The 23055-nt window shown below is 43.1% G+C and carries 22 protein-coding genes; 10 read left to right on the top strand and 12 right to left on the bottom strand.

Going from position 1 to position 23055, the window contains the following annotated elements:
• Nucleotides 1-7 precede the first annotated feature (7 nt).
• Genes PMG71_RS01755 through PMG71_RS01745 form a run of 3 tightly spaced genes read left to right on the top strand, consistent with a single transcriptional unit; the run spans nucleotide 8 to nucleotide 1329 of the window.
• Entirely contained in the window at nucleotides 8-472 is a 465-nt protein-coding gene (locus PMG71_RS01755) for an MEKHLA domain-containing protein (protein ID WP_283751917.1), read from the top strand.
• Between the two features lie 15 nt (nucleotides 473-487).
• On the top strand, nucleotides 488-871 hold the full coding sequence (locus PMG71_RS01750; RefSeq protein WP_283751916.1) for a hypothetical protein: 384 nt from the start codon (nucleotides 488-490) through the stop codon (nucleotides 869-871).
• Entirely contained in the window at nucleotides 868-1329 is a 462-nt protein-coding gene (locus tag PMG71_RS01745) for a GNAT family N-acetyltransferase (RefSeq protein WP_283751915.1), read from the top strand. Before PMG71_RS01750 ends, PMG71_RS01745 begins: the two co-directional genes overlap by 4 nt.
• A 205-nt stretch (nucleotides 1330-1534) precedes the next feature.
• Here the strand turns inward: PMG71_RS01745 and PMG71_RS01740 are convergent, their stop codons facing one another.
• On the bottom strand, nucleotides 1535-2695 hold the full coding sequence (locus PMG71_RS01740; protein WP_283751914.1) for a ferrochelatase: 1161 nt from the start codon (nucleotides 2693-2695) through the stop codon (nucleotides 1535-1537).
• A gap of 350 nt (nucleotides 2696-3045) precedes the next feature.
• On the opposite strand from PMG71_RS01740, the gene PMG71_RS01735 reads away from it, so the two are divergent.
• The 3 genes from PMG71_RS01735 to PMG71_RS01725 all read left to right on the top strand — a co-directional run bounded on the left by PMG71_RS01735 (nucleotide 3046) and on the right by PMG71_RS01725 (nucleotide 6585).
• Nucleotides 3046-3192, top strand: a complete 147-nt coding sequence (locus tag PMG71_RS01735) for a hypothetical protein (RefSeq protein WP_283751913.1) — start codon at nucleotides 3046-3048, stop codon at nucleotides 3190-3192.
• 83 nt (nucleotides 3193-3275) lie between these two features.
• Entirely contained in the window at nucleotides 3276-6101 is a 2826-nt protein-coding gene (gene polA, locus PMG71_RS01730) for a DNA polymerase I (RefSeq protein WP_283751912.1), read from the top strand.
• A gap of 232 nt (nucleotides 6102-6333) precedes the next feature.
• Entirely contained in the window at nucleotides 6334-6585 is a 252-nt protein-coding gene (locus PMG71_RS01725) for a DUF4351 domain-containing protein (RefSeq protein ID WP_283751911.1), read from the top strand.
• Between the two features lie 293 nt (nucleotides 6586-6878).
• Here the strand turns inward: PMG71_RS01725 and nblB are convergent, their stop codons facing one another.
• From nblB to hemB, 3 genes are all read right to left on the bottom strand, one after another.
• Nucleotides 6879-7547 (bottom strand): phycobilisome degradation protein NblB, encoded by a 669-nt coding sequence (nblB, locus tag PMG71_RS01720; RefSeq protein ID WP_283751910.1) that lies wholly within the window; start codon nucleotides 7545-7547, stop codon nucleotides 6879-6881.
• Between the two features lie 41 nt (nucleotides 7548-7588).
• Nucleotides 7589-8050 carry a CBS domain-containing protein gene (locus PMG71_RS01715; protein WP_283751909.1) on the bottom strand — a complete coding sequence of 154 codons (462 nt, stop codon included), beginning with the start codon at nucleotides 8048-8050 and terminating at the stop codon, nucleotides 7589-7591.
• A gap of 230 nt (nucleotides 8051-8280) precedes the next feature.
• Nucleotides 8281-9264, bottom strand: a complete 984-nt coding sequence (hemB, locus tag PMG71_RS01710) for a porphobilinogen synthase (RefSeq protein ID WP_283751908.1) — start codon at nucleotides 9262-9264, stop codon at nucleotides 8281-8283.
• 165 nt (nucleotides 9265-9429) lie between these two features.
• Between hemB and PMG71_RS01705 the strand changes: the two genes are divergently transcribed.
• From PMG71_RS01705 to PMG71_RS01690, 4 genes are all read left to right on the top strand, one after another.
• Nucleotides 9430-10671: a flavoprotein gene (locus tag PMG71_RS01705; RefSeq protein WP_283751907.1), complete on the top strand. Its 1242-nt coding sequence runs from the start codon at nucleotides 9430-9432 to the stop codon at nucleotides 10669-10671.
• Nucleotides 10672-10855: 184 nt separating this feature from the next.
• Nucleotides 10856-12088: a glycosyltransferase family 61 protein gene (locus PMG71_RS01700; RefSeq protein WP_283751906.1), complete on the top strand. Its 1233-nt coding sequence runs from the start codon at nucleotides 10856-10858 to the stop codon at nucleotides 12086-12088.
• Nucleotides 12089-12105: 17 nt separating this feature from the next.
• A complete protein-coding gene (locus PMG71_RS01695; RefSeq protein ID WP_283751905.1) occupies nucleotides 12106-12693 on the top strand; it encodes a methyltransferase domain-containing protein in 588 nt (195 codons plus the stop codon).
• 27 nt (nucleotides 12694-12720) lie between these two features.
• Nucleotides 12721-13587, top strand: coding sequence for an FkbM family methyltransferase (locus PMG71_RS01690; RefSeq protein WP_283751904.1), 867 nt, complete (start codon nucleotides 12721-12723; stop codon nucleotides 13585-13587).
• Here the strand turns inward: PMG71_RS01690 and PMG71_RS01685 are convergent.
• From PMG71_RS01685 to PMG71_RS01650, 8 genes are all read right to left on the bottom strand, one after another.
• A complete protein-coding gene (locus PMG71_RS01685; protein ID WP_283751903.1) occupies nucleotides 13584-14786 on the bottom strand; it encodes a glycosyltransferase in 1203 nt (400 codons plus the stop codon). The two genes, PMG71_RS01690 and PMG71_RS01685, sit on opposite strands and share 4 nt — an antisense overlap.
• On the bottom strand, nucleotides 14783-15946 hold the full coding sequence (locus PMG71_RS01680; protein ID WP_283751902.1) for a glycosyltransferase: 1164 nt from the start codon (nucleotides 15944-15946) through the stop codon (nucleotides 14783-14785). The genes PMG71_RS01685 and PMG71_RS01680 overlap by 4 nt, the downstream gene beginning before the upstream one ends.
• Nucleotides 15947-16011: 65 nt before the next feature.
• Nucleotides 16012-17289, bottom strand: coding sequence for a glycosyltransferase family 4 protein (locus PMG71_RS01675; RefSeq protein WP_283751901.1), 1278 nt, complete (start codon nucleotides 17287-17289; stop codon nucleotides 16012-16014).
• On the bottom strand, nucleotides 17243-18664 hold the full coding sequence (locus PMG71_RS01670) for a hypothetical protein (RefSeq protein ID WP_283751900.1): 1422 nt from the start codon (nucleotides 18662-18664) through the stop codon (nucleotides 17243-17245). The genes PMG71_RS01675 and PMG71_RS01670 overlap by 47 nt, the downstream gene beginning before the upstream one ends.
• A complete protein-coding gene (locus PMG71_RS01665; RefSeq protein ID WP_283751899.1) occupies nucleotides 18661-19671 on the bottom strand; it encodes a glycosyltransferase family 4 protein in 1011 nt (336 codons plus the stop codon). The genes PMG71_RS01670 and PMG71_RS01665 overlap by 4 nt, the downstream gene beginning before the upstream one ends.
• Nucleotides 19672-19701: 30 nt before the next feature.
• Nucleotides 19702-20637, bottom strand: a complete 936-nt coding sequence (locus PMG71_RS01660; protein ID WP_283751898.1) for a class I SAM-dependent methyltransferase — start codon at nucleotides 20635-20637, stop codon at nucleotides 19702-19704.
• A gap of 29 nt (nucleotides 20638-20666) precedes the next feature.
• Nucleotides 20667-21869 carry a glycosyltransferase family 4 protein gene (locus PMG71_RS01655; protein ID WP_283751897.1) on the bottom strand — a complete coding sequence of 401 codons (1203 nt, stop codon included), beginning with the start codon at nucleotides 21867-21869 and terminating at the stop codon, nucleotides 20667-20669.
• Entirely contained in the window at nucleotides 21866-22981 is a 1116-nt protein-coding gene (locus PMG71_RS01650) for a glycosyltransferase (protein ID WP_283751896.1), read from the bottom strand. Before PMG71_RS01650 ends, PMG71_RS01655 begins: the two co-directional genes overlap by 4 nt.
• Between the last annotated feature and the right edge of the window lie 74 nt (nucleotides 22982-23055).

Below are 23055 nucleotides of genomic sequence, written 5' to 3'. Positions count from 1 at the left end.
AACTTTTATGGACTTTCCTTGGCAAGAACAAACCGTTATCGATCAAACTCAATTAATTCTGACGAGTTATCAACACTGGTTCGGTTCGCCTTTGTTGAATCCAGAACAAGCACCCATAGAACTGGCACAAGAGTTGTTTGAAGCTCCGTTTGTTATCTTTTCCCATGGAACTCAATCCGATCCCCTGTACAATTATGGTAACCATCAAGGTTTAATGTTATGGGAATTAAGTTGGGAGGATTTAATCCAAACTCCTTCCCGTAGTACAACTGAACCGATGGGTCAGGAAGATCGAAATAAACTCCTGGCGGATACTTCTAAAAAAGGCTATGCTAAAGGGTATTCTGGAGTGCGAATATCGAGTACGGGTAAGCGAATTTTGATCGAAGATTTCATGCTCTGGAATCTCATTGATCAATACCAGAATTATAAAGGACAAGCGGCGATGTTTTCGGAGTATCACTTTCTTTAGGAGATAGATAAGAGAATGTCGAAACCGGCAGATATTGGTAGCAAGCGTTTGATTGGCTTAAATCCCGATCGCTGGGTAGAATGGGTAACAGAATTGCCCGATCTCCAGTATATCGGCTTAGTTAAACAAATTCTGAGGTGGGATATGGGGGTACTAGAAGCATCACCTTTATATCGAGAATTGCTCGAACAGGCGAGAAAAACGGTTTTACAGCAAGGTATCGAGCAAGAACGCCGAAAAACGGTGGAGAACTTGATGAAATTGCGTTTTGAGACGATCGATCCTGAGTTGGAGGCGATCGCCCCAAAACTGGTAGCTCTGTCAACTGAAGAGGTGATTTCCACGATTATGCAAAAGTCTCGGCAAGAATTGCTAGAGCAATTCGGCGATCGCCGATGAAGATTCGAGTCGCTCAAGAATCTGATGTGCCTGAACTGGCGGAGATTTATGCTCAAACGGTTCGGGTACATGGACTAGAATATTATACCCTAGAGCAGACCCAAACCTGGGCTGCTTTTGCCTTGAATAAACGGCATTTTCGTAAATTTATTCTCGATGTCACCACGTTTGTAGCTGTGGATGAAATGGGAATTTTAGGGTTTGCGGGTATTGATAAGGATGGTCATATTGCTTCACTCTATGTGCGCCATGATTGTCTGCATCAAGGGGTTGGTACTGCTCTGATGAAGAGGGTTTTAGAGTATGGTCAGACTCAGGAGATAACCCGATTTTATGCTGAGGCGAGCCGCTTTAGTTTGGGTCTGTTTAAGAAGTTTGGTTTTCAGGTTTATGATACTGAGATTGTGGAACGTCAAGGGGTAAAGTTTGAGCGAGATTTGGTTGAGTTGAAGTTATAACAATTAACAATTAACAATTAACAATTAACAATTAACAATTAACAATTAACAATTAACAATTAACAATTAACAATTAACAATTAACAATTAACAAATTTTCATGTCCGCTTGCGGAAACCGGACTTGATATAACCCACCATTTTAGAGTTGTCACGGCACTAGGGTGCGTTACGCTGTCGCTAACACACCCTACCTTTGGGTTTAATTAATGATGGTGGTGGTGATGATGGCTGCGATCGGGGTCATGATCGTGATGATGGTGATGATGATGCTCAACACCGAGTTGGGTATTCACGGCTAAGGCTTCTTCTGAGAGTAAATCTTCAATGTGGGGATCTGCCCAATGGGCTGCCATATGCAGGAATTCGGGATGATCGTTGGCGCACTCCATTTGAATATAGTTGATGTCGGAGTATTGGCGCTGCAAGGCTTCGATGATATGCTCGACATCGAGTAGGGTTTCGTGGTTTTCGGTGACGAAACCAATGGGCATGAAAACGATCGCCTTTGCACCAAGCTGAATCAGGTTTTCTGCTGCTAGTTTAGCGTCCGGTTGCGTCCATTCAATCAGGGGGGTATCGTGGTTGAGCCAACCTACGGAAATGAGGGGATATTTGTAAATCAGTTTTTCGCGCACTAATTCATAGAGGGTTTGGCTTTCGGTAATCCCGGAGGTGAATCCTTTGGCTTTATGGGGACAGCCATGGTTCATGAGGACGATGCCAATTTGGGAGGGTAAAATGCGATCGCGCAATTTCTGGGCTATTTTTTCCTCGACTAATTGCGCCATAAGGTTGATATAGTCGGGTTTGTTGTAGAAGGAGGGAATATAGCGCTCTCCGGTTACCCAATGTTGGCTACCCTCTTCTTTGGCTAGAGCTTGGTTGACTTGTTCAACGGCGATACCACTGGTAAAAATGGAATCAACGACGAGCAGGGGATAGATGAGCAGTTTGTCAAAGCCTTCTGCTTTAATTTGCTCTAGGACTTGCGTAGGAAGGAAGGGAGCGCAAAAGTTGAAGGCTTTAAAGACTTTAATGCGATCGCCCCATCTTTCCTGTAAGTGCTGCTCAATTCCGGCTCGCTGACGCTCGAAGATGGCATTATGAGGGGAGATGAAATTACCATGCTGATGACTCCATTCATGGAGATCGAACATCGCTAGGAGTTTGGCTAGGGGGGGATAGATCCAAGTGGGAACCGGTGCAAACTTAGCGGTGAGCAGATTTAGGGCTTGTTCGTTGTAGTTGGCAAAGTCTTCATAACTTTCTACTTCACCATAGCCCATCAACAGAACGGCGACGCGAGACGGTTGGCGATCGCCAATTGGGGTGTGTTCTGAGTATTTTTCTGGAGTTGCAACCACGGGTGTTTCCTCAGTAAGTTTACGATCGGTTTTTTCTAGGGTAGCATCCCCCTAGGGGGGATTGGGAGAATGGGGAAGTAAACAACTATAACGAGATCGAAAGCTAAATATTTTATAAAGATTAGTGGGTTGTGGCAGAAATACGGACACTATCAATGAAGTTCAATTAACTTTACTCATCAAATAATCTGGAAAACCAAACATGAAGTGTGAATAAATCCTAAAAATGGGGTGGTTTCCTCGATGTACCTGGGAGCAATCTTGGATACAGTAATAATGAGGGTGAACAATCCAGCTATTGATTGGGTGATCTATGCAGATGTAATTGGAAAAAGTGTGAGGTAAGGGCAATGAAATCTAAAACGATATCTATGGTAATTGAAGCGATCCTCGTTACGCTGGCGATCGCCATCTGTCAAAGCTCATTCTCGGAAGTTAAAAGCGGGCAGTTATCCCTTGAGGGCGATCGCGTCGTGGTTGTCAGTCAGATCTCCTAGCCGGTTCCCCCCGCACCCCACAAGCCACAATGTTATAATCAAAATAATTTTTAATTTTTAATTTTTAATTTTTAATTGTAATTGTGGCTTCAACTTCCTCTCGCCCCCTCCTACTGCTCATTGACGGACATTCCCTCGCTTTTCGTGCCTATTATGCCTTTGCTAAAGGGCGGGATGGAGGACTGAAAACCCGTAGCGGTATCCCCACCAGTATCTGCTTTGGCTTTCTCAATTCCCTGTTTGAAGTCCTGGAAAAAGAACAGCCTCAAGCCTTAGCCATAGCATTCGATCGCGCTGAACCCACATTTCGCCATGATGCAGATGTAAACTATAAAGCCCATCGTCAGGAAACCCCAGAGGACTTTATCCCGGATCTGCATAACCTACAGCAGATTTTAGCCGCTCTCCAGGTGTGTATTGCTACTTGTGCGGGGTATGAAGCCGATGATGTTTTGGCGACGTTAGCCGAGCGGGGAAGTGAAGCAGGGTATCAGGTGAAGATCTTAACCGGCGATCGCGACTTATTTCAACTCGTCGATACCCAAAAAGCCATCAGCGTCCTGTATCTTGCCGGAGGAAGCCAAAAACGAGATACCGCAACCTCTGAATTCGATCCAGCACAAGTCAAAGCCAAAATGGGCGTTCATCCCCACCAAATTGTAGACTATAAAGCCCTGTGCGGCGATCCGTCCGATAACATTCCTGGAGTTAAAGGCATTGGCGATAAAACCGCCGTCAAATTGTTGCAAGAATATGGCACATTAGATGGAATTTATGCATCCCTGGATCAAATCAAAGGCGCAATCCAAAAGAAACTCAAAGAAGGCAAAGACAATGCCTACCATTCCCAGTTTCTCGCCCAAATTACCGCTCAAGTTCCCCTTAATCATCTCAGCCTAGAAGACTGTCATCTAAAAGGCTTTGCCTCCCAACCCCTAGCAGAATTATTCCAAGCCTTAGAATTAGAAAAATTCAGCCAAAAACTCGATCATTTTCAAACACTGTTAGGAGGAAAAGTAGAAGAAGTTCGAGAAATTGAGCCTGAAAGTACCGATCCAGAACTTGATTTTTGGACAGCCGCAGACACTGAAGCTGCACAAGCCAAAAAGCAGTTACCCTTCACTCCGATTATCATCGACACCAAGCAAAAACTAACCGATTTAATCGAAAAGCTCAAAACCTGCCAAGATCCCCAACTTCCCGTCGCTTGGGATACAGAAACCACCGCACTAGAACCCAGGGATGCCGAATTAGTCGGTTTAGGATGCTGTTTTCAGCAAGATCAAACCCTCACCGTTGCCTATATTCCCCTCAACCACAAACGGGGACAGAATTTAGACAAAAACAATACCCTAGAACTGCTGCGCCCCCTGCTCGAAAATTCTGCCTATCCAAAAGTCTTACAAAATGCCAAATTTGACCGCTTAATCCTCAAAAATCAAGGCATTAACCTTCAAGGCGTTGTTCTCGATACCCTGCTTGCCAGTTATGTTTTAAATCCCGACAGTAATCATAGTTTAAGTGCCTTAGCGCTACAAGAATTAGGGATCATTGCTAAAAATTATGAGGACTTAGTTCCCAAGGGCAAAACCATTGCTGATATCGATATTTCCCTAGTTTCTGAATATTGCGGCATGGATGTTTATGTGACATTTCAGCTTGTCCCAATCTTTGCCAAAAAATTGAGCCAAATTCCCCAACTTCAGAAGCTCCTCAATGAAATTGAACTGCCCTTAGAGCCGATTTTAGCCCAAATGGAATGGACAGGTATTTGTATCGATACCGATTATCTAAAAAATCTCTCTGAGGAATTAACCGATAAACTCAAAATTATTGAAAAAGAAGCCTATGAAGCTGCCGGGAAAGAATTTAATTTGCGTTCCCCCAAGCAAGTCAGCGACCTATTGTTTGATACACTGAAACTGCCCACAGTCCGTAAAACTAAAACCGGATATTCTACGGATGCAGCGACTTTAGAAAAACTGCAAGCCAATCATCCAACGAAAGTGGTTGAGGCGATTTTAGACTATCGTACCTTAGATAAATTAAACTCTACTTATGTGGATGCTCTACCCAAATTAGTCCATCCGCAAACCCAACGAGTACATACGGATTTTAACCAAGCCGTTACCAGTACGGGACGCTTATCTTCTTCTCACCCGAATTTACAAAATATTCCCATTCGCACGGAATTTTCACGCCAAATCAGAAAAGCATTTATTCCTCATTCGGGATGGACATTAGTTTCGGCTGATTATTCACAAATTGAGTTAAGAATTTTAGCCCATTTAAGTGAAGATCCCACCCTGGTTGAGGCTTATAATAATTACCATGATATCCATAAAGTGACGGCTCAATTGCTATTTAATCGCCAGGAAATCACCCCGGAAGAGCGTCGGCTAGGGAAAGTGATCAATTTTGGGGTTGTTTATGGCATGGGGGCGCAACGATTCGCGAGGGAAATGGGGGTAAGTACGGCAGAAGGGAAGGCATTTATTGACCGTTTTTATGACCAATATCCCAAAGTGTTTGAGTATTTGGAAAAGACGAAACAAGGGGCAAGGAAGGAAGGATTTGTGGAAACAATTTGGGGCAGACGGCGCTATTTTGATTTTGGACAAAGTGGGAAAAGGGAGGATGAATTATTACGAGCGGCGGCGAATGCACCGATTCAAGGTTCGAGTGCTGATTTGATTAAGATGGCGATGGTGAAATTGGATGAAGTTTTGCGTCCCTATCAGGCGCGGATGCTGCTACAAGTTCATGATGAGTTAGTGTTGGAAATGCCGCCGGAGGAATGGGAGGAGTTGGCGGGGAAAATCAAGGAGACGATGGAGAATGTAGTTTCTTTAAAAATTCCTTTGGTGGTAGAAATTCATCAAGGGAAGAGTTGGATGGAGGCGAAGTAATGAGTAATGAGTAATGAGTAAGGGATTGCCTTTTGGAGCAAAAGAGGTTATCTTGAAAGATGGATAATACGCGACTTAGTTCAGGATGCTGATACCAGGAAGAATTTAGTTCCTCAACTGTACATGATTCCAGAATGAACTGGGAGTTAAATCAGGAATAGATTATACAGTTGATGATGTACTTCCTCAAGCCAAATTACTTAATATTCAATACCATAAGGGAGATCGAATCATGGCAAGCATGATGCATTGGATGGAAGAAGGCAGAGAAAAGGGCAAGCATGAGCAGGCAGTGACGATGATTCTGCGGCAACTGCCTTGGAAAATTGGTGCGGTTAAGCCCTATTTACAAGAAGAAATTGAGGCGCTTTCTCTGAGTGCCCTAGAGGATCTATCCATTGCATTGCTGAAGTTTTCTGATTCTGATGATCTGGAATTATGGTTAGAGCGAACTGCGAGAAAAAGCCCCCTGATGATCTCTTAATGGCGCTTCGCACAGCAGAAGGGTAATAGGTAATGGGTAATAGGTAAACCATTTTTTACGCTATAATGCCGATTTTCCAGGCTTTTTATTAGGAAGACACTTCATGTCTGGCTATTCATGTCCGCGAAGCGGAAACACCATAATTAAAAATATAGGGAGCGAGACGCTCCCACTCCAGTAATATCAAGGGATTGGAGGAGTGCGGGCATCTTGCCCGCTTCTTCACCCTTTATCCGGACTTGATATGATATCACTATTACCTATTACCAATTACCCATGACTAGCGCGTAGCCCTACGCGCTATAGGTATTTTTAGCGGCGATCGCCACTTGCTCTACTGGATCTTCCCCCAGTCTTTTCAGAGCCGACTCTACCCCTTCCCCTTGTGCCCCCAAACGGTGTAGCGCTTGAGCAACGCGGTGGCGCACTTGCCAGTCGGGATCGTCAACTAAGGCAAATAAATACTCCGCCGCTTCTACATTACCCAACTCTCCCAAAGCGCTGACGGCGGAGGCACGGACTAAATCTGTAGAGGAGTTGAGAGCCTGTTGAAGTAAATTGAGGGCGCGAGGATCGCCCAATTCTCCCAAAGTTGCCACAATACTCATCTGCAACAACCATTCCTGAGTGCTGTGATAAGCCTGTTCTAAATCGGGGTAAGCTTCTCTTAAGTGCAACGCTCCAATGCCATCCGCCGCCGCCGCTTTCACATCAATTTCTGGATCATTTTCCAGGCGATCGCGTAAAATCTTTAAACTTTCCTCTCGGTTTGCCTCTCCCACCGTCGATAACTGACTCACTGCCGCATAGCGTACCCGTACATTACTATCGGTAGCTAAGGCTTGAATTTTCGGAAACGCCACCACCGGATCGAGCAAACGCAACATATTCACCCCTCGCAGGCGATCGCCATAATTTTCCGAATTCAATAATTGCTGAACTGATTCCGGGGTTACACTCATACTTTATAAAACACTCTTAATAAGGTTATCAGGAAAAAAAGTTAAGCCTGAGCATCAAGATCGCGCAAAATATCCCCTCTAGTGAGGATGCCCACCAACTTCTGCGCCCCATCCAAAACCGGCAACCGGCGGATATTATGTTTTTGCATCAACTTCGCTGCATCCCGCAAAGAGCGATCGCCCGTCACCGAAATCGGATGATTGCTCATCACCTCACCCACCGTCAACCCCATCGCCTTCCGCAAATCCTTCTCATAGGTTGACGGATTTTCCAAATAAATCACACTATCCAACAACATAATATAGGGCGGCGGCTCTACCCCTGTCTCTTGCCACATCAAATCCGCCTCCGAGATTACCCCGATCAGCTTACCCTCTGCATCAACAACAGGCAAACCACTAATACGGTGTTCCACCAACAAGTGAATCGCCTCTTTCAAGGATGTATCCGGGCGAACCACCAACGGATCTTTAGTCATGACATCAGCAACGGTTTTCGGCATAGGGGCCTCTTCCAACAATTTGGTATTGAGTGTAACTATTATAGGGGAAATAGGGGCAAGCAACTTTTCGCCCCTACTGGGATAGATTCACTGTGCATTGCTAGTCTAAATGAGTTGTGCAACTGGACATCCCCTCTCCTGTGGGAGAGGGACTTTCCCCCTTCTCCCACGGGAGAAGGGGGTAGGGGGATGAGGGGCAACCGTTACATAACTCATTTAGGTTTGCTCTATTAAGCTTGCAGCCATCGAGCCGCATCTTTAGCATGATAGGTGAGAATCAGATCTGCCCCTGCCCGCTTAAAGCTAGTTAAGGTTTCCATCACCACCCGGCGTTCATCAATCCAATCATTGAGAGCAGCCGCCTTAACCATGGAATATTCGCCGGAAACATTGTAAGCAGCGACGGGCAAATTAGAGGCTTGCTTCACTTGCCAAATCACATCCATATAAGCTAAAGCAGGTTTCACCATCAGCATATCTGCACCTTCAGCCACATCTAAATCAATTTCCTTGATCGCTTCGCGACTATTGGCAGGGTCCATCTGATAGGTGCGGCGATCGCCAAATTGGGGAGAAGACTCCGCCGCATCTCGGAATGGCCCATAATAGGCAGAAGCATACTTAGCCGCATAGGACAAAATCGGGATATCTTCAAACCCCGCTTCATCTAACGCCCCACGAATCGCCTGTACAAATCCATCCATCATCCCCGATGGAGCAATAATATCAGCTCCCGCTTTCGCTTGGGAAACGGCGGTTTTCTTCAATAATTCCAGGGTGGGATCGTTCAATACCCGTCCCGTCAGATCTCCCACTTCCAAATAACCACAATGGCCATGGCTGGTATACTCGCACAGACAAGTATCGGCAATCACCACTAGATCCGGAACCGCTTCTTTAACCGCAGTAGCCGCTTTTTGGATCATCCCACAATCATGCCAAGCGCCCGTTGCTTCAATATCCTTGGTTTCGGGAATTCCAAATAAGATAATCGCTGGAATGCCCAAATCATAGACTTCTTTAGCTTCGTCTACAATTTTATCCACCGAGAGCTGATATACGCCCGGCATAGAGCGTACTTCCTTCGCTACACTTTCACCCGGTACAGCAAACAAGGGATAAATTAAATCATTGGTGGTTAAAACATTCTCTTGCACCATCCGGCGCAAACTGGCAGAGTTACGGAGGCGGCGAGGGCGATGAATGGGAAACATAGTTAGGGATTTACAAACAGTAGTCTAAATCAATAGAGTGTATTTGAGCATTGTATGCGATCGCCGATCCCCCTTTACATCCGAGTCATTTTTCTCAATGTTTTGTAACGTTAGCCAGAGCCAACCTCACGCAAAATATGACCCATTAGCCATTACCCTTCTGATATGGAACCTTGGAATTTTACCCCACCTCCCCCCTCTGAATTAGGCGATCGCCAAGTCCCCCTCCAGGGAACACATCTACAAGGAAAACGCATTGCTCTACTCATTACCGGCAGTATTGCCGCCCTCAAAGCCCCCTTACTAGCGCGGGAACTCCGACGGGAAGGGGCAGAAGTAGTCGCTTTTACCTCCCCTGAAGCCCTACGCTATACCACCCTCGACAGCCTAGAATGGAGTACCACCCATCCGGTGATTACAAAGCTAACGGCTGCGGCTGAACATCTCAGCGATGAAAACCCTTTTGATGCCTATGTTGTCGCGCCCGCTACCTACAATACGATCAATAAAATGCGCTATGGCATCGCCGATGGCGTAATTACCTCTACCCTCGCTTCTGCACTCGGAAAACTCGAACAAGGACAAACCCAAATCTTGATTGTGCCCACCATGCACGGCAGTTTGCACAATCAAATTTTAACCGAATCCCTCCAACAATTACACCAATGGGGCGTAGAAATCATGCCCCCTAAACAAGCCTATGGCAAAGATAATTTACCCGATTTACGCTCAATTGTAGTGGCAGTTTGTCGCTTAATCAGTTCTTCGCCCTTAAAAGGTATTCCTATTCTAGTCACCGGCGGCCCCACTCCCGTTCCTATTGATAATATTCGCCGAATCACCAACCGCTTTCGCGGTACTTTAAGCATCAAAATTACTGAAGAACTCTATTTACGGGGTGCAGAAGTACAGTTAATTTTAGGAACAGGTGGCGATACCCCACCCCCCTATTTACCCTGTGAAATCGCCCAAACCTATGAAGATTATGCCCAATTGGTTTTAGGACAATTGCAGGAAAATCCTTATATTGTTGGGATTTTTTCTGCTGCCGTTGCTGATTATCAACCGGAGCGGGTATTACCGGGAAAAATTCCCAGTGGTAATGCTTTACAGTCTCTGAAATTAGTGCCTACAGGTAAAGTAATTGAACGGGTGAGGACAGAGTTTCCCGACCTGTATATGGTGACGTTTAAGTATCAGGAAAATGTCAGCCATGAAGACTTAATTGAAATTGCCCAAGCACGACTCAAACAAGGGTATGATGCTGTGGTTGCCAATCGTGGAGAAGAGACGGGAGCGCAAGGGGAGCAAGTGGCTTATTGGGTATCAGAGAATCAAGTCCCGGTGAAGATGATGGGTAAAGAGGGAATTGCTAGGGCGATCGCCGATCGTCTAGTTTCTCGGTGATGTCAGCCATATGGCTCCATAGGATCTAATGATCTTCAGAGCTGTTAGCAAGAACTCACATAATTTTAGATATACTTCTATATGGAACCGTTGTTTATCCCAGTGTAGAGATATATAGTTTTCCTGTGGCTGATCTTCATTCACAATTCATCCATACTGTTATCAATACCTAAGCCTGAGCTGAATGAACCCAACTCTCAAAGATCGATTAAGACCCTATTGGTACGCCTATAATCGCGCTCTGATCCCTCTGAAGCAGTGGAGAGTCAAACCCCTAACCTGGATTTCTTCGTCCTCTCTAGAGCTAGGCCCCCCTCAAGGATTTTATCGCACCACTCACGAGTGGTACGATCGATTGAGTCTAGAGGAGAAGGAAAAATCTTCTTACCAAGAAATTCATCCGGCCCATACCAGTCACAGGAAACTACCCAAAACCCTATCTGGAGAGGTTCATTGGAAGTTCAGACAACGAGTCACACACCATGCTGAACCGACATTTGTGGCTCAAATTCCTGGAGGACGGGTGTTTGGGGAGAATGGAGCGATCATAACACCGTGCGATCGCCTCTTAGGGGATGTTTCCCTAGAACATCGCAGCACCATTGAAAAAAATACCCTTTTTACCCTCTGGAAATTCCCTCCAGTCCACCACCTGAAAGGAACCGCAGCCGTTTTATCCACCCAAGGCAGCGATGTTTATTTCCATTGGATGTTTGATGTCCTCCCTCGTCTTGAACTGCTCCGACTTAGCGGGATTAATTTTGAAGATATTGATTATTTTATTTTTTCCAGCTATCATTTACCCTTTCAGATTCAAACCCTATCCCAATTAGGCATCCCTAAACATAAAATTATCACCAATCGTGAATTCACCCATCTTATGGCAGACAACCTCATTGTTCCCTCCTGGGCAAGTCAGCCCGGAGAAATGCCTAAATGGGTTTGTCAATTTCTAAGAAACACTTTTCTACCAACAAATAATTCTCAGCCATCAGATGCTCCCCCAAAGCTCTATATTAGTCGCGCAAAATCCAGACACCGAAAAGTAATTAACGAAGATCAATTAGTAGAGAAATTAGAACCCATTGGCTTTCAATCAGTTATACTAGAAACAAAGTCAATGGAAGAACAAGCCCAGCTTTTTGCTTCGGCTCATCAAATTGTTGCTCCCCACGGAGCCGGACTCAGTAATTTAGTCTTCTGTTCCCCAGGAACACAAGTGATTGAGTTATTTTCTCCCAACTATGTAGAGACTCATTACTGGGTTCTGAGTCAGGAATTGGATCTAGATTATTATTACTTGATGGGAGAAGGGAAACAACCCAAGGAATATCAAGATCCGCACTGGATATGGGATAATGTAGATGTTAATATTGAACAGTTTTTTCAGTTGATAAATCTACCTCAGAAGTTGTAACTAGAGTTCTATAAATTATGATATCTAAAGATTCCAAAGATAAATTAAAAAGAATTGCAAAGTATGACTTAACTTTATGGTCTAAAGTGGTCATGTTGAAAGAATGCTTTAACTTCATTGAATCGCTTGATCCTTCTACATTAAATGCTTTAGAAATATCAGGAAACACCTTAGAAAATATAACATTCAAATCTTATACAAAATTTGACTATCCAGAATATGACATTTGTAAAGATTGTTTAGACCAACGCTTCGATTTAATTATGGCCGATCAAGTATTTGAACATTTACTGTGGCCTTACAGAGCAGGTCAAAATGTCTATAAAATGCTCAATGAAGGAGGATATTTTATTATTAGCACCCCATTTTTAGTTCGTATTCATAACGACCCCATTGATTGTTCTAGATGGACAGAAACGGGTTTGAAGTATCTATTAGCAGAATGTGGTTTTGAACTCGATAAAATTAAAACAGGATCGTGGGGCAATCGTGCTTGCATTAATGCCAATTTCAGAAAATGGTCAGCACGAGGATGGGGCATATTTAGTAAACTCCATAACGAGGAAAATTTTCCAATTACAGTTTGGGCGATCGCCCGTAAATAACTAGCCAACAAAGATGATCTAAAACTTATGAATAGAAACTATGAGTTACTCAAAATGAGACTAGGCTTACTTAAGCATCCACAGTTTTATAGAAATCCTATCATGGCATTGTGGCGAAGGTTAGTTTGGAAACTCTATGCTGAACGTCAGCCTTGGTTGAGATTTGAAACCGAATATGGATTTGAGATAGAAGCTCTACCCGAAGATATAAGTGTCGGCTCACTGTTCTATAGAGGGCAATATGAATGGGCTGAGTTAAAGTGGTGGAAAAAGCTACTTAATAGGGATAATATAGTGATTTTGGATGTTGGAGCAAATATGGGGTTATATAGTCTCTTAAGTGCTGCTTACTCTCGTCAAAACGAATTGTCAGGAGTGGAAATTTTTGCTTTTGAACCTAATCCGATAGAATGTAGTAAACTAAAACACAATAGAGACATTAATAATTATTCGGAAATTTCAGTTGTACCACTAGCTGCCAGCAATAATCAAGGTATTAAGTCTATGGTTCTTCCTCCTAGAGGAAAGGGGATGTTTAGTCATTTATTAAATCGAGGTTCACCGAAAAAAAAATTAGAGAACGCCATTGAAGTGGAGACTGTTGACTTGGATACTTGGTGTAGTATAAATGATGTTGAGAATATTCATTTACTTAAAGTTGATGTGGAAGGTCATGAACTCTCTGTTCTGAAAGGTGCAGAAAATTTATTAGCTGGTAAACTCATTCATAATATATTTATGGAAGTAGGTCATGGCCAATGGCATGAAGCTATATCAGTTTTGAAGAATTTTGGGTATTCAATTAGTTTAATTAATAAACCAGGATATTTAGAACCTTTTAATGAATATAAAATCAAAGGTTGGTCTAATATCCTTGCTGAACTTAGTCATTAAGTATATTTTTGAATTAGAGAATGATCAACGCCAGCCAGCTGTTCTGCAATGGCTGGCCAAGAATAGCATTTTTTAACTAAAGTTTGAGCATTCTGACCGAGTAGTTTGCTATCTGATGCCAGTAACTGAGCAATTGCACTGGCTACAAATTCTCTATTACCCTCTACAATTAACCCAGCGTTTGCCTGCTCAATTTCTGGAGCAATTTGTACTTCTGGGGTAATAATTACGGGTAAACCCGCAGCCATGGCTTCGACGACGGCAATACCGAAGTTTTCAGAAAAGGAAGGAAGGACAAACAGATCTGAGCCTTGAAGGACTAAATCTTTGTCTTGTCCTGTGACAAAGCCGGTAAATCGGGTGCAATGGTGTAAGTCTAACTGATGGAGTAATTGTTTTAATTGTTCGATATATTCAGGATCTCCAGAACCGGCAAGGAGGAGATAAAGATTAGGACGTTTAGATTGAACTTGATGGAGTGCTTCGATTAACAGATCTGGGCGCTTTTTATAATGCAGGCGCGAGAGAAATAAGATAATTGTCGCGTCTAAAGGAATATCATATTTTGCCCGAAGTTTAGCTTTAGCATCGGGTTGTATTTCTGGAAGATCTACACCTAGGGGAATGGTTACAGTAGGGGCAGTAATGCCATAATTGCGGACATCTAGAGCTTCTCCGTTGGAGGTACAGTGGATGGCGGCGGCTTGATTGAGGGTACGGCGTTCGATAAGAAGGCTATAGAGTTGTTTTTTGCGACGACTTTGGGCTAGGGCCCAGGGGGAGAGTTGGCCCATGGTACGGACGGTGTAAGGGACTTTATGCCAACGGGCGATCGCCCCAGCACAGGTAGAAGCGTAGGAAAAAAGATAATGGTTATCGAGAATGTCATAGTTAGGGACATTTTGCCACAGCCATCGAGTGAGGGCAGGAGAGAAGAGAAATCCGCGATCGCGCCCTAAAGAAACACCTTGATTGGGTGGAGAAGCTAGAGACAAAAACCAGACCGGAACCCCACGATAGTCAACTCTTTGGTTGAGGGGAACATCAAGGAGTTGGGCGTTTTCTGCTCCATTGTCATTAGTCGTGGCAATCTCGGCATCCACTCCAGATTGTCTGAGGTACTTAACTAAGTTGAGAGCGACTTCGGTGGGCCCCCCTCGACTGGGGGATAAAGAAGGAATCACATGGAGAACTTTCACGGATGACCTCCTAGGGGAGACGTTTCCATTAGCGCTTCTAGGGTTTGCTGAAACTGTTCAAATCCAAAGGTTTCAATGACTTGTTGTCGTAAGGCTTCCGGTTCATACATCAGTGGATTGGGATATTGTCGTTGTAAAATCTGGATGAGAGTTTGGGCAATTTCTTCGACGCGATCGGGATTGACTAATGCTCCTAGTTTACCGTTACAGAGGGCATCTAGTGCCCCGTCTTGGTTCCCTCCTAATGTGGGTTTACCGCAGGCTAAGGCTTCTAAATAGACGATGCCAAATCCTTCTCCTTTACTGGGCATGGCAAAGAGATCGCAGAGATTGTAGTGGTCGCACAATTCTTCATCGGGAATAAAACCGGCTAGGGTGACGTACTTTTGTAGATTCAGTTGTTGAATTAGGGTTTCCACGCGGGGACGGTCATCCCCTTTGCCGACAATCAGATAATGAAGGTTGGGAACCTGTGGGAGGATGGTGGGCAGGGCTTCTAGAATGCGATCGTAGCCTTTATATTGTTCTTGGCTATCTAAGCGGCAAACGGTTAATAGGATTTTCGTTTCTGGAGAAAAACCATAGCGTTGCAGTAGGTAAGGCGGTTTGGGGGCAATGGTAAAGCGATCGCTATCAAAGGTATTGGGAAGGAGTAAAACCCGTTCTGGATTCAAGTCTTGTTCTTTGAGGAGGCGATCGCGAGTGTACTTACTGACGGCGAGAATGCGATCGGCATGACGTAGTGCAGTTTTAAGGATGGGACTCTCAATGTTCCACGCTTCTACTCCATGGGCGATCGTCCAATAAGGAATACCTCTGAAGCGTTTCAGCCAGTAGGCGACCGGTGTAAAGTTTAAATGACTGGTTATCACTAACTCTGGAGAACGCCATAATCCTGATAGTAAAATCTGAGCCGCAAAAGCCGGTGTGCGCCAGGAGAGAGGAATTTGACCTGTAAAATGGAAATCCGTTTGAGGCCAATAACCTAGATCGGGGGAAGATTGAGTATCGTGCTTAAGGTATACCTGATAGTGGCGATCTCGATACAAATTTTGTAGCGCTTGTAGTAAAAAGGCAGAATAAACCTGAATCCCGCCCTTAAACCCAAACATATTGGGAAACCACAAGTGATAATAATTGATTGTTTTAGAGTTGGACATCAATATGATTTTTAAATATAAATGAGTTCAGTATTACTAATTTTTCTAAAACACTCGTGAGCATCTTAACTGTTGCTTGAATTCAAGCACTTTTGGCTCATGATATCAGACATGGAAGATGTTAATCGTTGCCGATATTGAGACCAAGTGAGTTGTTCTGCTTTTTTCCTGGCTGCTTTTCCCATTTGAGCTAATTCAAGAGGATGATGGTAACACCAATCAAGTTTTTCTTGAATAGCTGCAACATCCCGAATAGGAATGATAAATCCTTCCACGCCATCAGTAATTATATCAGGCCCTGCCGTATTAGGTGTTGTAATCACAGGTATACCACAGGCCATGGCTTCGAGTAGGACTAAGCCAAATCCCTCAACTAACGAGGGAAAGACAAAAACACTAGCAGAACTGTAATATTGATTCAGAGAATAGTGGGGAACGGGGGGAATATATCGAAACAGGTCTTGATATTGATCCAGCCAGCCAGAGGGAAATTCATTGATACCAATCAAGCATAGTTCTGCATCGGAGAAATTTAAGTTTTTCCAAGCTTGTAAAAGATAGTGAATTCCTTTTCGCGGTTCGACACGACCAACATAGAGGGCGCGGAAACAAGTATCTTTTTTGGGTTGGGGATGAAAATAATCTAGGGGAGCGCCATAGGGGATGACAGTAATTTTTTCTGGATTGACACCAAAATTGAGGAGGGATTTACGGGTAATAGAAGAAGCCACAAAAATATGGTCAGCTAGTTCAATTTCTTGTTCTTTACGTCTGAGTTTCCATTCCGGTTCTTTAGCTGCTTGTAAGGAGGGAGCCAGATCGGGAAAGAGTTCGGCTTCTTCTGATTGAATCTGGCGACTCATCTGATAGAAGAGGATCGGCAGATCGTATAAACAGAGAATTCCTTGTGATTTAGCGGCTTGAAATGTGGTAGCTGCTCCGTCTTCATAAGCATAAACTCCATCAAGTCTATTAAGGTGAGATTGGGCAACGTGGCGATCGATGGAGGTGTAAATCCAATCCGTTAATCGTTGATTGTTAATCCCTAGACGACGCGGTAAACCACTGCGAACCAGAGCAACTCGGAGAATTTCCTGCCACAAATGAGTCCGAATTGGAGTTCCCCCTGGCATTACCCAACTGCGTCTCTTCAATTCATCAGTAATTCGGTTTTTAATACCTGTAGGCAGTCCATTTAATAACTTCCAATTTTCGGATTCTGGGTTATAGGCTATAGTCGTTATGACTTCATACAAAAATTCAGCCTCTTCTAATGCTAATGCCGATTGACGAGAATTAGGATTCCCCGTAGGATGAATCAGAGAAATACGAAAATTGGTCATACTGATGTAATAAATGGTGTTGTTTTCGCCAGTTTTCAACCTGTTCTAAATAAGGCAATAAAAAGATAAAACTACTAAGGAACCAATAGTAAACTGAGAAGGTGTTGTGAAAAACTAATTGCCCAGGTAGCCAAATTAAGTGAATCAAGAAAGCTGATAGAGCTAAATCCCGCAGCAATGGGCGTTTTAATTTCCATACTAGGGCTAACAAGGCGATCATAATTCCAATTCTCAATCCATACCAAAAAATAAATCCTATGGGCCCGATTTCTAGAATAATTCTGCCCATTTCTGACTCATAGCCTACCGGAATCACTTCACCAGTTGGTAATCGCAGAACAGATCGTAAAATCCCAGTGGCTTGGTGAGTGGAACCTGGGCCAAAACCATCTAATAGTTTAATTCCTGTATTATGAATGGGTTCTTGAAAAAGTAGGGATAACCTAAGCACTACATCATTAGTTAATAATATCCTGTCCAATATTTGATTGATTCTTTCATAAAATATTATGGATACAATTACCAAGAAAATCAAACCTGGAGGTGCAATCCATTTCAGAAGTCGTAGGATACTTGAAAACTGATTGATTCCTTTTATAAACACATAACCAATAACAAATAAAACTGAACCAAAAATTATGGTACGAGAGCCGGTCATGAAGGAATTTATAACTACCAGAAGCATCTCAATTATTAATATTTTGTACTGTTTTTTTTCTAGTTTTTGCGAGAGTAAAGAAATTAATAAAGAAAAACATACTAATAAATAGGGCACATAGTTATTGATATAGGAAAATGTTCCAGTAATTCTGGCAGTAGAAGAAACCCCAAATGTAGCAATACCTGTTGATGCTTCTTGTCCAGGAGCGTATACATTGATTGGGCTGGAAGCTGGACTAAAAAATTGTGCAATTCCTAAAAGTCCAACTGGAATAACTAGAAGCAGATGAGATCGCAGAAAATTGTATAGTTCTTCTTCAGATGGGAACAAATTGGGCATCATCCATATCAATGGAAGATAATAAAAATAGTTTCTCAAGCCCCACAGTCCTATTATAGGAGACCCTAAACTAGGATTAAACGTATGAAACAGACACCAACTAAATATCAGAAAAAGAAGTATATGAACAAAGGGTTGTTTAATGGTCGGAAATTTATTACTTGATTTGGATAAGGCGTAGTATTGAATGTAAGCTCCAAATAATACAATGTCTTTGAGAAAGTAAATAAGTTCGCTGGCTTGGGGCAATACCCATTTTCGTAATGCTCCTTCAATTACGACTAAGAGCAATACGGTTTTGACAGAACGCCGCCAGTCAAGACAGGATAGATATACAATAACTAAAACAGCAATTGGAGCAATAATGAGTGTCACGTTACTACCCTCTCTAGTATTTCTAAGTATCCTTGTGCTACGGCGGTGCTAGTATGACGAGATAAATGGGATATAGCATTTTCCCGATATTTTGAGAGTAGAGTTTTACCTGTCAAGAGTTCTATCAATATTTCGGTTAAGGCTTGTACATTTCCATTGGGGAAAGTCAAACCGCAAGAACCAATAGCCTCTTTTAATCCTCCTCCATCTGACCCGACAACAACACAACCGCAAGCAATACCTTCTAGTGCTACAATCCCGAATGGTTCCTCCCAACGAGAGGGAACAATAAGAATTTGATGGGCATTCAATGCTTGAGCGAGTTCTTGATCGAATTTGACCCCAGCAAACTCGACTTGATGGTTAATATCTAATCGTTTGACTTGTTGACGTAAGTTTGCTTCTTCAGGGCCGCTACCAATGAGGGTTAATTTAGGAGTGAGTCCCAAGGCTTTAAGGTTGGCTATTGCATCCAGAAGTAAATCTGCTCCTTTGTCGGAGACTAAGCGTCCTAAAAAAACAAGTTCTTTATCTCGTTTAATCTCTGGTATTTCATAAAATATATCTTGGCGATAAGGATTGGGAATAACGGTTGAAGGGCTTGTTATTCGCTCTGCTAAGGCATGACTAGCACAAATGTTGGTGGAAAAGCGAGTTACCAGGTTTTTCAAATGATCTTGCCAGCTTAAGGTTCCATTCAAACGCTGATACCAACTTTGGTGAGTAACCACTAAAGGTTTGTGTACGAGTAACAAGGGCCAAATTCCCTTAAGGCTAATATTTCCTTGAAAAAATACATCGCACCAATGAGTTAACTGTAATAATTGATAGAGTGATGGTCGTCTAATTACTTCAAATGGGAATTTTTTTTCGTCGTTAGCAGGTGTAGATGATATAACTTTGAGGCTGTACCCACACTCGACAAATTCTCGAGCGAGAATCAATACAACAGTTTCTAGTCCTCCAATTTTAGGGTAAAATGATGGAGAATACATCAAGATTTTCATTGCTAATTAATTATCACAATAATCAACTTTTTAAGAGTCTTTGACTTTGTATAAACAAATTAACTGGTCAGAAAAATTACGCCCGAGCTTTCGGGGAAGTAAATCTAGTAATGATTGCAACAGGAAGTGAATTCCTAAAATAAATTCATTATCATAAAAATATGTTCCTCCATAAGTTAAAGCCCCTCGTCCATTATCCACAACCTGAAAACCAATTTTGCTGAGGATTTCATCCCATTCCTGATTGTTTTTCAGAGATATATGTCCATATATACAAATTTCTTCTCCTCCGGGTTGATGGAGCTTTTCTGGTTGTACTTTCATCGCTTGCATTGTTTCCTGCATCTTTTGACGACGACTGTTAATCCAGTACGACCTTTGAAACACATTAGGTTGATTGGGGGTCGTGAGCAACAGATACCCCCCTGGTTTTAAAACTCGCTTTATTTCTTGAAACAATGCTTCTGGTTCCAAAATATGCTCAATCACTTCGGAGCAATAGACCAGATTTACCTCGCCATCTGAAAAAGGAAGTTTTGAAATAGCATTGCTAAACATGAAGTCAACCCCACTTGCTTTGTAGTATTCCTGCTTCATCTTGCAGATTTGCACTAAATCTGTATTGGCTTCTAAACCGATAAACTTCCAGGCAGATGAGTGCTTTACAAACAAGTTATGGATTAAAAATAGATCAGTACCGTCTCCACATCCAATATCCACAAATAGGCTAGGATTTTCTGATGTATCTGTTGATTTCAATAAATCATAGAGATTGCGAGTACATATTTTTATTACTTCTTGGCGCTTACGATACCAAAAGTAGTTTGCTGAAGGGCTAGCACAGGTAGTAGATGCTTCGTAGCCAAATTTTCCTTCAGCCATTTTATTTAAAGCTTTTGATATGTTTCCTTGTGATTGTTCTTCAACTTCAGGGTATTTGCTCTGTGCAGATTCGGAAAAATTCATAAGTTATTTTCATCCTATATACTATAAGTTTAATGAAGATTTGAGAGTTTTTCAAGGGCTTGCACTAATCCTTCTACATTCTTATGCGGAGACCATGTTTCCATTCGCTCTCGCGCAGCTTCCCCCATTTGCTTGAGAGTGTCTCGGTTGTTTAGTGCATCTTTTAGAATAGCTGCTAAGGCATCTACATTGCCACAGGGGTAAACTAAGCCTGTTACGTTAGATTCTACCAGATCGTAACGAGCGCCGATACGATCGCTGACTACAACGGGTATACCACAAATCATGGCTTCGTTGACGGGTAAACCATAGGGTTCGTGTTCTGAGGGAAATACTAGCAAGTCACTAGCTGCATACACTTCTGGTAAGTAGGAATATTTAACCATGCCAATAAATCGGACTTTTTCATCGATTCCTAACTGTTTAACTTGGTTTCTTAAGGATTCGCTTAGAGGCCCGTCCCCGACCATGACTAAGTAACTGTTGGGAACATTGGCAGCAGCAAAGGCTTGAATAGCGTCTTGGGGACGTTTGCGAGGTAGAAATTTGGCACAAAAGACGGCAACAAGTGCTTCTGGGGGAATTTTCCACGTTTCTCGGAGTTTCAGGCGATCGCTCTTTTGCGCGATTTCGGCAATATAATGATTATCGACCACATACGGTGTGATCGTAATCTGTTCTTCTGGAACACCTAGGGAATGAAGAAACCGTTTTGATGCCGTAGAGGGGACTAATACCTGATCAGCTATTTTATTGTATAAGTAAGGAAGAACTCTTTTTTTAAACGGGTGTTTCCAATTTCCCCCTTCTGGAGTTTCCAGATAAGTGGCATCAGTGGTTAACAGCAGTGGCTTGCGAGCGGTTTTAGCCGCTAGGATTGCCATCCAAAAGCTCACGTAATTATGACCGTAAACCACACAACAGTCAAATTCCCTCACCAATTGAGTTAATCCTGGGTTAATGAGACCAAAAGGATTATTTAAATTAGGTCGAGGAGACTTGTTCGGCACGTACACCCAGGGATAGCCTTCTAACAAGGGAAGATCAAAAACATCTTTGGTCAGGTATTCAGGATTTTGAGCCAGAGAACTCGCGTGTAATTTGTCTTCTGGTAAACTACAGTAGGCGACTAGAATTTCTAACTGGGGATGTACGGCCATCAATCGCAGGGATGCTGGATTTTGGATGGGTTGTGAAGATACAAGCAGGACGCGGTATTTGGATGGAGTCATAGGTTTAATTCTTCTATAAAACGTTTGGCAATAGCATCCCAAGCAAAGTGTTTTTTATAGACCTCTAAACTCCGTTGCTGAAGTTCTAAGCGCAGTTTTTCATCTTTAAGAACTTGTATTAAAGCACTGGCTAAAGCCTCTTTATCGCCTTCAGGTACGAGCAAAACTCCTGCTTCTGGGATGGGATGTCCTGTTTCTGTCCCTGCATAAGCAACGATTGGCAGTCCACAAGCTAGTCCGGCGATCGCTGTTCCTCGGCGAGTCGATATATCTCCTCTAACATAGAGTTGTACGTCTGATGCAGCTAAAGTTTGAGAAACTTGCTCTGGCTCCAGTAATCCTAGCACTGAAATCTCCACATTAGCCTCCTTTAGTGCTTTTCTCAGTTCGGGTTCAGCTTCCTTTGAGCCTCGCCCTAAAGTCACCAGATGTAAGAAATCAATGTTTTTAGCAGTTTGGCCAATCGTAGCCGAGAGCGCCTCTACTTCGTCTCTTGTAATGTCTACACTGGTCATCCCAAATACTACCACGGTCTTTGTCTTGCTCTGAGAATAGTCTCCCTTAGACTTCACTGCCATTAAGTCCGGTTCCGGCATATTGGAACCCACAGGGATAAATGTTGCCTGACATGAGGCAATGGGGAGCCAGGTTAATTGCTCTAGATCGACATTAAAAACTGAGCGATCGGCTAATTTCATGGCTGTGCGAATTGTCCACAGTTGTATCCAGCGCCGGATTTTGTATTTTAGCCGTTCTCCTGAATACCCTTGAACTTCATGGAACATGATGGCGGTTTTGACTCCTCTGATTTTGAGCAATCCCACCACGACAACAAACATCACGGGTAACGCTAACTTTGACCAAGCGGATGCTGTAAATTGGGCAATCACCCAGCGATCGCGCCATTGTCCACTTTCTACCCACAGCCATTGGAGTGCTTTTAACCATCCCCATTCTCGCCACTGCATGGAGAGGCGATCGCACTCAACCCCTTTCTGAGCTAAACTTTGCTCTAGCTTTTCCGTATAGTCAAACACGCCATCAGCAAAGGCTTGTTGCTGGCCAAGTAGTGTAATAATTTGGCTATTGCGGCGATCGCTATAATGATCCATTTCTGCTCTGATTCTCTCGTGTGGGTTCCGTCCGATCAATACACTATCAGTATAACCACGTATATTGCAGCATA

Origin of the sequence: Roseofilum acuticapitatum BLCC-M154 (genome assembly GCF_030068475.1) — a bacterium.
GTDB classification, from domain to species: domain Bacteria; phylum Cyanobacteriota; class Cyanobacteriia; order Cyanobacteriales; family Desertifilaceae; genus Roseofilum; species Roseofilum acuticapitatum.
Note: the sequence above shows the minus strand (reverse complement) of the source record. Positions and strands in the feature narration are given on the sequence as shown.